General features: G+C 59.8%; 13 protein-coding genes. 8 read left to right on the plus strand and 5 right to left on the minus strand.

What is annotated here, in order from left to right; genetic code table 11:
- Nucleotides 1-575 (minus strand): phosphoenolpyruvate carboxykinase (ATP) (locus ACIONG_RS17065; RefSeq protein WP_401301276.1); only part of this gene is annotated, 575 nt, incomplete at its 3' end.
- A gap of 181 nt (nt 576-756) precedes the next feature.
- A complete protein-coding gene (gene hslO / locus ACIONG_RS17070) occupies nt 757-1,659 on the minus strand; it encodes an Hsp33 family molecular chaperone HslO (protein WP_103304141.1) in 903 nt (300 codons plus the stop codon).
- A 105-nt stretch (nt 1,660-1,764) separates the two neighbouring features.
- Here hslO and ACIONG_RS17075 point away from each other — a divergent pair, with 105 nt between their 5' ends.
- Nucleotides 1,765-2,565, plus strand: coding sequence for a phosphatase PAP2 family protein (locus tag ACIONG_RS17075; RefSeq protein WP_103304140.1), 801 nt, complete (start codon nt 1,765-1,767; stop codon nt 2,563-2,565).
- Nucleotides 2,566-2,724: 159 nt separating this feature from the next.
- On the opposite strand, the gene ACIONG_RS17080 is transcribed toward ACIONG_RS17075, so the two are convergent.
- Entirely contained in the window at nt 2,725-3,132 is a 408-nt protein-coding gene (locus ACIONG_RS17080; protein WP_103304139.1) for an RNA-binding S4 domain-containing protein, read from the minus strand.
- A 116-nt stretch (nt 3,133-3,248) separates the two neighbouring features.
- Between ACIONG_RS17080 and ACIONG_RS17085 the strand changes: the two genes are divergently transcribed.
- From ACIONG_RS17085 to rimK, 3 genes are read left to right on the plus strand one after another with little or no spacing between them, the layout of a single operon-like run.
- Nucleotides 3,249-4,028, plus strand: coding sequence for an EAL domain-containing protein (locus tag ACIONG_RS17085; protein ID WP_103304138.1), 780 nt, complete (start codon nt 3,249-3,251; stop codon nt 4,026-4,028).
- Nucleotides 4,029-4,062: 34 nt separating this feature from the next.
- Nucleotides 4,063-4,524 carry an ATP-dependent zinc protease gene (locus ACIONG_RS17090; protein ID WP_175555634.1) on the plus strand — a complete coding sequence of 154 codons (462 nt, stop codon included), beginning with the start codon at nt 4,063-4,065 and terminating at the stop codon, nt 4,522-4,524.
- On the plus strand, nt 4,521-5,426 hold the full coding sequence (gene rimK / locus ACIONG_RS17095) for a 30S ribosomal protein S6--L-glutamate ligase (RefSeq protein WP_007949201.1): 906 nt from the start codon (nt 4,521-4,523) through the stop codon (nt 5,424-5,426). The genes ACIONG_RS17090 and rimK overlap by 4 nt, the downstream gene beginning before the upstream one ends.
- 199 nt (nt 5,427-5,625) lie before the next feature.
- On the opposite strand, the gene ACIONG_RS17100 is transcribed toward rimK, so the two are convergent.
- Together ACIONG_RS17100 and ompR are read right to left on the minus strand one after the other, a co-directional pair.
- Nucleotides 5,626-6,939: an ATP-binding protein gene (locus tag ACIONG_RS17100; protein WP_401301281.1), complete on the minus strand. Its 1,314-nt coding sequence runs from the start codon at nt 6,937-6,939 to the stop codon at nt 5,626-5,628.
- A gap of 113 nt (nt 6,940-7,052) precedes the next feature.
- On the minus strand, nt 7,053-7,793 hold the full coding sequence (ompR, locus tag ACIONG_RS17105; protein WP_016986271.1) for a two-component system response regulator OmpR: 741 nt from the start codon (nt 7,791-7,793) through the stop codon (nt 7,053-7,055).
- Nucleotides 7,794-8,152: 359 nt separating this feature from the next.
- Here ompR and ACIONG_RS17110 point away from each other — a divergent pair, with 359 nt between their 5' ends.
- The 4 genes from ACIONG_RS17110 to tauA all read left to right on the plus strand — a co-directional run bounded on the left by ACIONG_RS17110 (nt 8,153) and on the right by tauA (nt 14,067).
- Entirely contained in the window at nt 8,153-10,477 is a 2,325-nt protein-coding gene (locus ACIONG_RS17110) for a Tex family protein (RefSeq protein WP_401301283.1), read from the plus strand.
- A complete protein-coding gene (locus tag ACIONG_RS17115) occupies nt 10,477-10,860 on the plus strand; it encodes a PaaI family thioesterase (protein WP_401301286.1) in 384 nt (127 codons plus the stop codon). Before ACIONG_RS17110 ends, ACIONG_RS17115 begins: the two co-directional genes overlap by 1 nt.
- Nucleotides 10,861-11,177: 317 nt before the next feature.
- A complete protein-coding gene (gene gshA / locus ACIONG_RS17120) occupies nt 11,178-12,761 on the plus strand; it encodes a glutamate--cysteine ligase (protein WP_103304133.1) in 1,584 nt (527 codons plus the stop codon).
- Between the two features lie 328 nt (nt 12,762-13,089).
- The gene (gene tauA, locus ACIONG_RS17125; RefSeq protein WP_315445215.1) at nt 13,090-14,067 is read left to right on the plus strand and encodes a taurine ABC transporter substrate-binding protein; all 978 of its coding nucleotides are present in this window, start codon (nt 13,090-13,092) and stop codon (nt 14,065-14,067) included.
- Nucleotides 14,068-14,071 lie beyond the last annotated feature (4 nt).

The following is a 14,071-nucleotide window of genomic DNA, read 5'->3' on the forward strand; positions in this document are numbered from 1 at the left end:
TTCTGCACGGAAAACATGGCTTTCTTCATTTCACCGGCGTAACGCATGCCGGCGATCAGCACTTTCTTCTGTGCGAAGTTGAGGATCACGCAACCGTCGGAGTTGGTGCCGTCACGCTCTGGCACGCACTCGAAGTTGGCCACGTTGAGCACCTGCCACTCTTCACGACCAGCCGGGTTGTACTGCGCCGGGTTGATGAACAGGCAACGACCGAACAGGTTCTGCCAGGCAGTCTGGGTGGTCATTTTCACGGCCAGGTAGTGATCTTCGGCCGCGCCTACATGCACGTGGGAAACAAAGTGCTCTTGCGCGTTGTTGAACGCCTCGACGCGAGCCCACAAGGCATCGAACTTGTCGGCCGGGAACTTGCGGTTGATCGGGCCCCAGGCGATAGCGGCCTGGGTGGAAGGCTCTTCAACGATGAAACGGTCAACAGGCGAACGACCGGTGCGGTGACCAGTGCGAACAACCAGAGCGCCGGTATCGGCAAGCTCGCCCTCACCGCGGTTCAGGGCTTCTTTTACCAGATCATCAACACTCAGATCGGTGTACACGGCGTTATTGGCTTGCGTCATGAGGTTCCCCGTCGGCCAGTGGCCGAGTGTGCTCCAAACGTTTTGTAGTAGAAAGTCGTGCACTACTACCGCGAAAAAAGTGGGCCGGATTATGCCAGAAAAGCCCAAAAAGAGTAGGGTCCTCCCGTCGTAACGGCGATATTCCGTCGTTACGCAGTGAATTTACCTGCGCTGAACCGTTTTAGTGCCGGGTATCTGACGGCGTGTCGACGCCTGCGCCAGCGAACAATTGAGCTACATCGGTCGCATCAAACAGGTAGCGCTGGTTGCAGAACTGGCAATCGATCTCGATGTTGCCGCCGTTTTCCACCACCAGAGCCTGTGCATCTTCCTGACCCAGACTGACCAGTGCATTGCCCGAGCGCTCCCGCGAGCAGCTGCAATGGAAGCGCAGTTTCTGCACATCGAACAGGCGCACCTGCTCTTCATGGTAGAGACGGTGCAGGACGGTTTCATTGTCCAGGCTCAACAGTTCATCGGCGGTCAGCGTGCTGGCCAGCGCGGTGATGTGCTGCCAACTGGCGGCGCGGTCTTCTTCGTCTTTCAAGCGATCGGCGGGCAGTTGCTGCAGCAGCAGGCCACGGGCACGACGACCGTCGGCGAACAGCTGGAAGCGGGTGCCGACCTGTTGCGACATGACGAAGTAATTGGTGAAGCACTCGGACAGGGTTTCGCCGTCGAGGTCGACGATGCCCTGATAGCGCTGGCCGACAGTCGGGTCGACGGTCAGAGCCAGGACGCCGTTCGGCATCAAGTCGCTGAGGGTCGCATCCGCCGCGATCTGATCGGCGTGGTAACGCGCCAAACCACGGATTTCACGGTCGCTGGAGCACTCGATCATCAGCATCGGGATCGGGCCTTCGGAGCGTGCCTGCAGGATCAGCAAGCCGTCGAACTTCAAGGTGCCCACCAGCAACGAGGCCGCCGCCATCAATTCGCCGAGCAACTGCGCGACCGGTTCCGGGTACGGGTGCTTGGCGAGGACTTCGGCGTAGCTGCGCTCCAGCGCGACCAGTTCGCCGCGCGTGTCGCTGTCATCAAAGATGAAGCGTTGGGTGTAATCGGTATCCGGTAGGTCGGTCATAGGTCTGGGTATCTGAATGAGGTGACAAAATGGTTACAAAGAATGAAAATTTGCGCTTCTTGGCACTTATTTTGGTGCCGACTGCTTAGCCATGGGAGGCATTTTATGAACAATCCGGGTTTGTTCCAACAAAGGTGGAACCTCGGCCGGCTGGTTCTGTGCAATGTGGTGCCATTGGCGCTACTGGCTTTCTGGTTATGGCCTACGGGCAACGCGCTGTGTGTGTTTTTCGACGAGTGGCTGTTCCGCTCACTCAACGCACCGCTGGCCAGCAACCCGATATGGCTCCACATCTGGGCAATTGCAAGTCTGCGCCCTTTCGACATTGTGGTCGGGCTGATTCTGCTGACGCTGCTGATCAAGGGCGACTGGGTGTTCAAGGCGATTGATGTGCGTCGCGCCTTTTTCGGATTTTTCTCGATCCTGCTGTTGATGGTGGTGATCCGCACGCTGTTTTCCAAGTTCGCCGACCACATGGACTGGCAACACAGCAGCCCGTCGATGGTCCTTGAAGGCGCGGTGCACATCAGCGACTACTTCCCACATCTGGAGAAGACCTGGGAGCTGAAGGATCGCTCCAGCCAGAGCTTCCCCGGTGACCATGCTTCGGTGCTGTTGATCTGGGCGCTGTTCATGGGCGTGTTCAGCCGTACGGTCGGCCAGTTCCTGGTGATCTGGGGCCTGGCGCTGCTGTTCATGCTGCCGCGGCTGGTGGCCGGCGCGCATTGGGGTCAGGACGATTACATCGGCGGCGTGTTGCTGGCGGTGTGGGCGTTGGGCTGGGGTTACTACACGCCGTTTGCCTATCACGCCGCGAATTTCTGGCTGAAGGTGACTTCGCCGATCTTCAATTTGCTGGGCAAGTTGCCGCTTGTTTCGCGGATGAGTGTGGTGCGTAGCGCCTGATACCGCGTCGTCCATGGCGAGCGCTGCGCACTCGATCGCGGGCAAGCCACGCTCCCACAGTGATATTCAGTGAACATAAATTTTGTGAGCATCTGAAATACCTGTGGGAGCGGGCTTGCCCGCGATGACGTCAGCACAGACAACACAGCAACTACGGCTCTACTCGTCGTTACTGTTCCCACGAAATTTAAACAGATCCCGCCGCTGCTTCTTGCTCGGCTTGCCATCGGTGCTCACGCCCAAGGCACCCGCCTTGCGCATCGCCGCAGCCGCTTCGCGTTTTGCCACGCTCGCTTCGGTTTCCGCATACAACGTCTGCGCTTCAGGCGCGCCACGACGCACAATCGACAAGGCTTCGACCTTCACCGTACGCACTTCGAAACCAGTACGGATCTCGAATTCATCGCCGATGCGTGGCTCTTTGCCTGGTTTGCAGCGCTCGCCCCGACAATGCACTTTGCCACTCTCGATCGCTGCTTTGGCCAAGGCCCGGGTTTTATAAAAACGCGCAGCCCACAACCATTTATCGAGACGGACCTTGTCGTCTTCTTCCTGTTTTTGCGCCATATGAATTCCTCGTTCTGCCAGTAGTCGGAACTGTACTACCGTTTCTGTCGGGCGCAAGAATTCGGCCCTCCAGATAGACTGTGATCTTCGCCGGTTCAGCGGCATGGAGTGATCGAGTGACTAAATTTCCGTCTTCATTGACCTCGCCACAGGCCGGTTGCCAGGGCTGCCAGCAAAGCGAACCGCTGGGTTTTGATTTTGACTTCGCCTACCAACCTATCGTCGATCTGCGCGACCAGTCGATTTTCGCCCATGAGGCGCTGGTCCGTGGTCTGGCTGGTGAAGGCGCATTGACGGTGTTAGATCAGGTTACAGAAGACAACCGCTACCGCTTCGACCAACTCTGCCGGACCCGCGCCATCGAAGGCGCGGCCAACCTTAATATGCAGACACACTTGTCGATCAACTTCATGCCCAACGCCGTCTATCGTCCAGAGCTATGCATTCGCAGCACCCTGGAGGCCGCCAAAAAACACAGTTTCCCGATCGACCGACTGATTTTCGAAACCCTGGAAAGCGAGCACGTAGATAACTATCGCCATTTGACCAATATTCTGCGTGAATACCGCGAATTCGGCTTCAAGACCGCCATCGACGATTTCGGTGCCGGTTATTCGGGGCTCAATCTGCTGGCTGATTTCCAACCGGACCTGATCAAACTCGACATGGCGCTGATCCGCGATGTCGATCAAGACCGCGTTCGTCAGGCTATCGTCCGGGGTATTGTCACAATCTGTGCGGAGTTGGACGTTACAGTCATCGCCGAAGGCATCGAGAGCGCCGGTGAACGGGATTTCCTGGCGGACTGTGGAATATTTCTGATGCAGGGGTACTGGTTCGCCAAACCTGCATTCAAAGCGTTGGCCCAGGTTTCACCTGAGGCGTGGACGCGTTAATCGTTGGTTTTATCCATTGAAGACATTTGACCATTTGACCGTTGTCGGTCTGCGCGAGTGGGTGGCGCTCCCGGATTTGGGAGTCGCCGGCCTGCGGGCGAAAATCGACACCGGTGCCAGCACCTCCAGCCTGCATGCCACCGATATCGAGCCGTTCGAGCGCGACGGCGAGAAGTGGGTGCGCTTCACCGCGCACCTGGGCACGGTGGTGCAGTTGCGTCACCGCCGTTGCGAAGCGCCGCTGGTAACGCGCAAAACCATTAAAAGCTCCAACGGCCATGCCCAGGAGCGCTATGTGATCAGCACCACCCTGGCCCTGGGTGATCGGGTCTGGCCGATCGAGTTCACCCTCGCCTGCCGCAAATCCATGCGCTATCGCCTGTTGCTCGGTTCCAAAGCCCTGATTGACGGCCATCTGGTGGTCAATCCGGGCATCAAATATGTACAAGACAAGCCGGTGTTCCCGGTATCTACCTCCTCCACAGGTGTTGCATGAAGATCGCTGTGCTGTCGCGGAATCCGCGTCTGTATTCCACCCGTCGTCTGGTCGAAGCCGGCACCGAACGCGGGCATGAAATGGTAGTGATCGACACTTTGCGCGCCTACATGAACATCGCCAGCCACAAGCCGCAGATCCACTATCGCGGCAAACCGCTGGAAGGTTTCGACGCGGTAATCCCGCGGATCGGCGCGTCGGTGACGTTCTATGGCTGCGCAGTGTTGCGTCAGTTTGAAATGATGGGTGTCTTCCCGCTCAACGAATCGGTGGCGATTGCCCGTTCGCGGGACAAGTTGCGCTCGCTGCAGTTGCTGTCACGGCGCGGCATCGGTTTGCCGGTGACCGGGTTTGCCCACTCGCCGGATGACATCCCCGACCTGATCGACATGGTCAACGGCGCGCCACTGGTGATCAAAGTGCTGGAAGGCACTCAGGGCATTGGGGTGGTGTTGTGCGAAACCGCGACCGCTGCGGAGTCGGTGATCGAGGCGTTCATGGGCCTGAAGCAGAACATCATGGTTCAGGAATACATCAAGGAAGCGGGCGGCGCGGACATCCGCTGCTTTGTGGTCGGCGACAAGGTGATCGCGGCGATGAAGCGTCAGGCCAAACCGGGTGAATTCCGTTCCAACCTGCATCGCGGCGGCAGCGCCAGCCTGATCAAGATCACCCCGGAAGAACGCATGACCGCGTTGCGTGCTGCCAAGGTCATGGGCCTGGCGGTGGCGGGTGTGGATATCCTGCGTTCCAATCATGGGCCGCTGGTGATGGAAGTGAACTCGTCGCCGGGGCTGGAGGGGATCGAGACCACCACAGGGAAGAATGTGGCGGGGATCATCATCGAGCACCTTGAGAAGAATGGCGGGCCGAATATGACTCGCACCAAGGGTAAGGGCTAGAGCGAAGAGCAAGAGCCCCGCACCCTAACCCTCTCCCATAGGGAGAGGGGACTGATAGGGAGATGCTTAAGAGATACGCCGACCTGATCCTGCTGTGCCGAATCCACAATCGAGCCAGTCTTTCAGGTCGATGTACAACGCCAGACACCTCGGTCGGCCCCTCTCCCTCTGAGAGAGGGCTGGGGTGAGGGTTTATGCTTTAAACGGCATCCCGCGGCAACATCAGCCCCAACGGCAACCGTACCCGCGCTTCAAGCCCACCCCCAGACCGGTTACGCAACTCAACATTGCCCCCATGCATCGAAGCAATCCGCTTCACGATCGCCAGCCCCAACCCGGTGCCCTTGCCGCCCCGCGCCCGATCTCCTCGGGTAAACGGGTTGAAAATCGCTTCAAGTTCGGAAGGATCGATCCCCGCCCCGCGGTCCATCACGCTCAGCACCACATACGGCGCGCTGACATCACCGGACACATAGGCGGCGACTTCCACACTGCTGCCAGCATGATTCAAGGCGTTGCCGATCAAGTTGTTCAACAGGCGTTTCATCGACACCCGACGTAGCGGAAACGGCTGGATCGGCTCGAGGCGCAAGCGCACCCTCTCTTCGTTCTGGTTGTACGGTGCCGCCACCTCACGCACCAGATCGCTGAGATCGACCTCCTCCACCGACTCATCACGACCATCACGGATGAACGCTAGGAACTGGTCGAGAATCGCGTCCATGTCTTCGATATCGCGCACCATGTCGTCAGTCAGGTCGTTGCGGTCGCCCATCAACTCCAGCGACAGCCGTAATCGGGTCAACGGTGTACGCAAGTCGTGGGAAACCCCTGCCAACATCAATTCACGCTCACGGCCGGCCTGTTCGACATCTTCGGCCATCTGGTTGAAGGCGCGATACACCTCGGTCATTTCGCTTGGCGTATCGCTGATCGGCAGGCGCACGCTGCGACCCTGACCGAGTTGCCGGGCAGCGTAGACCAGACGCTTCAAGGGTTGGTTGAGCTGGCTGACGAAAATCCACGCCGAGGCGGTCGACAGCAAACCGATCGCCAGGAACCAGCCGAGCACGTTCCAGATTTTCTGGCCACGTAACGGGTGCGGGTACAACGGGACTTTCAACCAGCCATCGCCCAGGCTCGGCGCGCGAACCCACAATGCCGGCGGCGAGTGCATGCGCAATCGCACTTCGGTGTCGGCACCGAGTTCCGCCTGCATTTGCCGTTGGTAGATTTCGCTGTAGGGCCAGTGCTGTTCGCCTTCCGGCACGCCGGCACCCACCACCCGGATCAGGGTGGCGGCGTCAGCGATCTTCGCGCGATTTTCTTCGTCAGCGGCCCAATAGGCGCGCAGCGTCAGGGCGACGCCGTGGCTGTATTGGCGATCCACCAGCACGTCCTCGTTCATCAATAGATAAACCAGGGTCAGCGCCTTGGAAAACAGCACGACGATGAGCACCAGCCAGAGGGTGCGGGAGAAAAAACTTTGGGGGAACCAGACGGGGGTTTTCATCTATAACCGCTACACACTTGCAGGAGCGAGCAATGCTCGCATATTGCGGATTGCGAGTCTGCGGGCATGGCCGTTCGACCAGCCCCCGCAGACCCGCTCCTACAAATCGCCGATCACTTGGTGGCGGCGCCATCCGGTACGAACACGTAGCCCACGCCCCAGACAGTCTGGATATAGCGCGGTTTCGACGGATCAGGCTCGATCATCCGGCGCAGACGGGAGATCTGTACGTCGATGGAACGCTCCAGAGCATCCCACTCGCGGCCACGGGCCAGGTTCATCAGTTTGTCGCGGGTCAATGGCTGACGCGCGTTCATCACCAAGGCCTTGAGTACCGCAAACTCACCGGTGGTGAGCATGTGCACTTCGTCGCCGCGCTTCAGTTCGCGAGTGGCCAGCGACAATACGTAATCACCGAAAGTGACGTTTTCGTCTTCGCTGCCCGGTGCGCCCGGTACCGGTGCGGCCTGACGACGCAGCACCGCTTTGACCCGAGCCATCAGCTCGTCCGGGTTGAACGGCTTGGCCAGATAATCGTCGGCGCCCAGCTCCAGGCCCTTGATGCGGCTCATCTCATCGCCCTTGGCGGTGAGCATGATAATCGGAATCTGGTTGTTTGCCGCCCGCAAACGGCGGCAGGCGGTCAGACCGTCTTCGCCAGGCAGCATCAGGTCGAGTACGACCAGATTGAAAACTTCACGCGACAGCAGACGATCCATCTGCTCGGTGTTCGGTACGGTACGGGCGCGGTAGCCCTTGCTGACGAAAAACCGTTCCAGCAGGCTGCTCAGCCCCGGATCGTCGTCAACGATGAGAATTTTTTCGCCTTCAGCAGTTTGTGCAGTGCTGCTCATTGGATGCTCCTTTTAGCTCGGCGCGCATTATGGCGTAGCTGCCGTTATACGCACCGTGTGCATTGTTAGCAGATTTTTCCTTCACTGCCAGAAAACCGGGGTTTATGCCTACAGACTGCAACGCCCCCGAATGACAGAACGCTGGTTATAATGCGCGGCGTTTTGTGCCAGGCAACGTCTGAATCGTTACCGCAGGTGGCAGGCCTTTTTTTCCTGCCCGGCGCAGTAATTGTTCGATTTCACGGGTCAATGGGCTGCCTTTTGACCCAGGCAGCGGCAATCTTCAAGCCGCTCAACCAGACTCCGGGCCTTTATTTCCGTGCCTGCGAGCCTGCTTTCACAATATGTCAGGTGGTTTTATGGACAGCATCAACAGCCGCATCGCCGAGGAACTCGGCGTACGCCCACAACAGGTCGAAGCGGCCGTCGCGCTACTCGATGAAGGCTCTACCGTTCCCTTCATCGCCCGTTACCGGAAAGAAGTCACCGGCAGCCTCGATGACACCCAGTTGCGTCATCTGGAAGAGCGCCTGCGCTACCTGCGAGAACTCGACGAACGGCGCATCAGCATCCTCGCCAGCATCGAAGAGCAAGGCAAACTCACTCCGCAGCTTGAACGCGACATCAAGCTCGCCGACACCAAGACTCGCCTCGAAGACTTGTACCTGCCGTACAAGCAGAAGCGCCGCACCAAGGGCCAGATCGCCCTTGAAGCCGGCCTCGGCGAGCTGGCCGACGGCCTGTTCAACGACCCGAACCTGACCCCGGAAGCCGAAGCCGCACGTTTCGTCGACGCCGAAAAAGGCGTGGCTGATGTGAAGGCGGCGCTCGAAGGCGCCAAATACATCCTGATGGAGCGCTTTGCCGAAGACGCCAGCCTGCTGGAAAAGCTGCGCAATTACCTCAAGCAGGAAGCGACCCTCAGTGCCCGCGTCATCGCCGGCAAGGAAGAGGAAGGCGCCAAGTTCCGCGACTACTTCGAACACGACGAACCGCTGAAAAGCATGCCGTCGCACCGCGCGCTGGCGATTTTCCGTGGCCGTAACGAAGGCATCCTCAGCTCTGCGCTGAAGGTCGGCGACGAGCTGCCGGGCACCATGCACCCGTGCGAAGGCATGATCGGTCAGCAATTCAATATCCAGAACCAGAACCGTCCGGCCGACAAATGGCTCGGCGAAGTGGTGCGTTGGACCTGGAAGGTCAAGCTCTACACCCATCTGGAAACCGACCTGCTCGGCGAGCTGCGCGACGGCGCCGAAACCGAGGCGATCAACGTGTTCGCCCACAACCTGCATGACCTGCTGCTGGCCGCGCCGGCCGGCCCGCGCGCGACCCTGGGCCTCGACCCGGGCCTGCGTACCGGCTGCAAGGTCGCGGTGGTCGATTCGACCGGCAAGCTGCTGGATCACGCCACGGTTTACCCGCACGTTCCGCACAACAAGTGGGACCAGACCATCGCCATCCTGGCCGCCCTGTGCGCCAAGCACTCGGTGGACCTGATCGCCATCGGCAACGGCACCGCCAGCCGTGAGACCGACAAACTGGCGATCGAGCTGATCAAAAAATACCCGGCCATGAAGATGACCAAGGTCATGGTTTCGGAAGCCGGCGCATCGGTGTACTCGGCGTCGGAGCTGGCGGCCAAGGAATTCCCGGATCTGGACGTGTCGATCCGTGGTGCAGTGTCCATCGCCCGTCGCCTGCAGGATCCACTGGCCGAGCTGGTGAAAATCGATCCGAAATCCATTGGTGTCGGCCAGTACCAGCATGATGTTTCGCAGCTGAAACTGGCGCGTGGCCTGGATGCTGTGGTTGAGGACTGCGTGAACGCCGTCGGTGTTGATGTGAACACCGCTTCGGTAGCGCTGCTGGCGCGGATCTCCGGCCTCAACGCGACACTGGCGCAAAACATCGTCGCTCACCGCGATGAACACGGCGCCTTCAAAACCCGTGCAGCACTGAAGAAAGTCGCGCGTCTGGGCGAAAAAACCTTCGAACAGGCCGCCGGCTTCTTGCGCGTGATGAACGGCGACAACCCGCTGGATTCCTCTGCAGTTCACCCGGAAGCCTATCCGCTGGTGCAGCGCATTGCCGCTGAAACCGACCGCGATATCCGCTCGCTGATCGGCGACGCCGCGTTCCTCAAGCGTCTGGACCCGAAGAAATTCACCGACGAGACCTTCGGTCTGCCAACCGTGACCGACATCCTGCAAGAACTGGAAAAACCGGGCCGTGACCCGCGTCCGGAATTCAAGACTGCCGAGTTCCAGGAAGGTGTCGAAGACCTCAAGGATCTGCAACTGGGGATGATCCTCGAAGGTGTTGTCACCAACGTGACCGCGTTCGGTGCATTCGTCGACATCGGCGTGCATCAGGACGGTCTGGTGCACATTTCGGCGCTGTCGGAGAAGTTCATCAAGGATCCGCGTGAAGCGGTGAAGGCCGGTGATGTGGTGAAAGTGAAGGTCATGGAAGTCGACATCCCGCGCAAACGCGTTGGCCTGTCGATGCGCATGGGCGACACCCCGGGCGAGAAGATCGACGGCGCCCGTGGCTCGCGTCCGGGCTCGGCACAACGCCAGCCTTCGAACAACGCGCCACGCAAGGAAACCGTCACCGCCGCGCCGGTGAACAATGCGATGGCCTCGCTGTTCGCCAACGCCAAGCAGTTGAAGAAACGCTGATGGAAATTCCGGCCGGGCTCGTCGAGAGCGCGTTTTTCAAGCTGTTGGGCTGCCGCCTGCACAGCCTGGAAACCGGGGTGGCGCAAGTCACCCTGGGGCTGGAACCGCAACTGCGCAATCGCGGTGGCAAATTGCACGGAGGCGCGCTGTTCAGTCTGGTCGATATCGCCATGGGGCTGGCCTGTTCCAGCACCCACGGCTTTGACCAGCAGAGCGCGACCATCGAGTGCAAGATCAACTATATCCGTGCCGTTTCCGAGGGCGAGGTGATGTGCACGGCGCGGGTGATCCACCCGGGCCGGCGCACGCTGGTGGTCGAGGCCGACGTAATGCAAGGCGACAAACTGGTCGCAAAAGCGCAAGGCACGTTCGCTGTCCTGTAGATGTTGTTCATCATTTTGAGTTAATTTCGGCGCTGTGATCGCAGCGTCGAGCTTTTCTGTGGGAGCGGGCTTGCTCGCGAAAGCGCTGTGTCAGGCAACTTGAGGTTGACTGACACGCCCTCTTCGCGGGCAAGCCCGCCCCCACAGGGATCGCGTATTCTTCGAGTGCATCAGCCAGATTCAGGGAATGAAGTTGGCGTTTCAACGGGGGCTTTGAGGCCCGAAAAACCAGGCGAAAACGCCAGTTTCAACTTCACCCTTGTAGACCGTCCTGCCCACCCCCATATTGGGGCGACTGACGCGTGAAGGAATCCAAATTGAGCGAACTTCTCAACCGCCGCCTGGCTCTGCTCGGCGAGCGCGCCAACCTCTCTCTGCTCGAACAGTGCCTTCACGGTATCGAACGTGAATGCCTGCGCGTGACCAGCGAAGGTCGACTGGCGCAAACGCCGCACCCGGAAGCCTTGGGTTCCGCGCTGACCAACGAACAAATCACCACCGACTATTCCGAGTCGCTGCTGGAATTCATCACGCCCGCCCTGCCCGACCCGGCGGATACGCTGGCGAGCCTGGACAAGATTCATCGCTTTGCCTACAGCAAGCTCGGCAACGAGTACCTGTGGAGTCCATCGATGCCGTGCCCTTTGCCGGCCGAGGAAGACATCCCGATCGCCTATTACGGCACCTCCAACATCGGTCAGCTCAAGTACGTCTACCGCAAGGGCCTGGCCCTGCGTTACGGCAAGACCATGCAGTGCATCGCCGGGATTCACTACAACTTTTCCCTGCCGGAAAAGCTCTGGCCGCTGCTGCGCGAAGCCGAGGGTTTTGTCGGCACTGACCGCGATTTCCAGTCGGTTTCCTACATCGCGTTGATCCGTAATTTCCGTCGCTACAGCTGGCTGCTGATGTACCTGTTCGGTGCATCGCCGGCGCTGGACGCAGGCTTCCTGCGCGGTCGTTCGCATCAGCTGGAACAGCTCGATCCGGACACCCTGTATCTGCCCTACGCCACCAGCCTGCGCATGAGCGACCTCGGTTATCAAAGCAACGCCCAGGCCGGCCTGACGCCGTGCTACAACGATCTGGCGAGCTACACCGACAGCCTGCGCAAAGCCGTGGCCACGCCGTACGCGCCGTACGTTGAGGTCGGCACGCACAAGGATGGTGAGTGGGTGCAGCTCAACACCAACATCCTGCAGATCGAAAACGAGTACTACTCCAACATCCGCCCGAAACGCGTGACCTACACCGGTGAGCGGCCGATCCAGGCCTTGATGGCCCGTGGCATTCAGTACGTCGAAGTGCGTTGCCTGGACATCAACCCGTTTCTGCCGATGGGCATCGACCTGACCGAGTCGCGCTTCCTCGACGCGTTCCTGCTGTACTGCGCGCTGAACGACAGCCCGCTGCTGACCAACACGTCGTGCGGCAACGCCACCTCGAACTTCCTCAGCGTGGTCAAGGAAGGTCGCCGTCCGGGCCTGCAATTGCAGCGTGACGGTGAGCCGGTCGAGATGAAGACCTGGGCGACCGAGCTGCTGGAACAGATTGCCCCGCTCGCCGCGCTGCTGGATCAGAGCCATGGCGGCGACGCGCACAGCAAGGCGCTGGATGCGCAACTGGCCAAGGTCCGCGATCCGTCGCTGACGCCTTCGGCGCAGGTGTTGGCGGCGATGGCTGAGCACAAGGAAAGCTTCGCGCAGTTCTCCCTGCGTCAGAGCCAGGCGCATGCCGAATTCTTCCGCAGCGAGCCGTTGGCGGCGGATGAGCAGGCGAAGTTTGAGGAACTGGCGCGATCTTCGCTGGCGGCGCAGGCTGAGTTGGAGCAGAACGAAGTGGGCGATTTCGATGTGTTTGTCGGGTCGTACCAGGCGAGCATTCTGGCGATCAGTAACTGAAGAGCCCCTCACCCTAACCCTCTCCCAGTGGGAGAGGGGACTGACCGCGGTGTTGATGCGAAGTACGCCGACCTGAAATACCGTGTGATGATCGTTCCCATGCTCTGCGTGGGAATGCCTCAAAGGACGCTCTGCGTCCCAGTGACGCGGAGCGTCACAAGCTGAATTCCCACGCAGAGCGTGGGAACTATCGAAAGGCTCTCTCTACCCTCCTTCTTAGATTTTTCCGCTCATAAGCTAAGTCTAAAAAGTTATTTATTTTTAGATTCTTAGATCATTTAGTCTCCTTTCCACGCCGATCCTCGGTCGCCTGAACTGGAGCACTCCCATGAAACTGCATTTCCCGCTTCGCCTGCTGGCCGTGGCCTCTCTGGCTGCTGCGAGCTTTCTGGCGCAGGCCGCCGACCTCACCGTCGCTTATCAAACCACCGTTGACCCGGCGAAAGTCGCCCAGGCCGACGGCGCCTACGAGAAGGCCACCAAGGCCGACATCAGCTGGCGCAAATTCGATAACGGGGCCGACGTGATCACCGCCATCGCTTCCGGCGACGTGCAGATCGGCTACCTCGGTTCAAGTCCGCTGACCGCTGCGATCACCCGCAAAGTCCCGGTGGAAACCTTCCTCATCGCCACCCAGATCGGCGCCGCCGAAGCGCTGGTCGCCCGCGACGGCTCCGGCATCAAGACTCCACAGGATCTGGTCGGCAAGAAAATCGCCGTGCCGTTCGTATCGACCGGTCACTACAGCCTGCTCGCCGCACTCAAGCACTGGAACATCGACCCCTCGAAAGTCACCGTGCTCAACCTCGCGCCGCCAGCAATCATCGCTGCGTGGAAACGCGGTGATATCGACGCCACTTACGTGTGGGATCCGGCGCTGGGCGTGGCCAAGGAAAACGGCAAAGTGCTGATCACTTCCGGTGAACTCGCCAAGTTCGGCGCGCCGACCTTCGATGCGTGGATCGTGCGTAAAGACTTCGCCGAGAAGCACCCGGAAATCGTCAGAGCGTTCGCCAAAGTCACCCTCGATGCCTACGCCGATTACCGCAAGGACCCGAAAGCCTGGCTCGCCGATCAAGCCAACGTCGACAAACTGGTGAAACTCTCCGGCGCCAAGGCCAGCGACATTCCATTGCTGCTGCAAGGCAACGTCTACCCACTGGCGGCTGATCAGGTCAGCGACCTTGGCGCACCGACCACCAAAGCCATCACCGACACCGCCGCGTTCCTCAAGGAGCAAGGCAAGGTCGAAGCGGTTCTGCCGGACTACGCGCCGTACGTCAGCGCCAAATACATCACCAACTGATCGG

Source organism: Pseudomonas sp. NPDC087817, from assembly GCF_044742875.1.
Lineage (GTDB): Bacteria > Pseudomonadota > Gammaproteobacteria > Pseudomonadales > Pseudomonadaceae > Aquipseudomonas.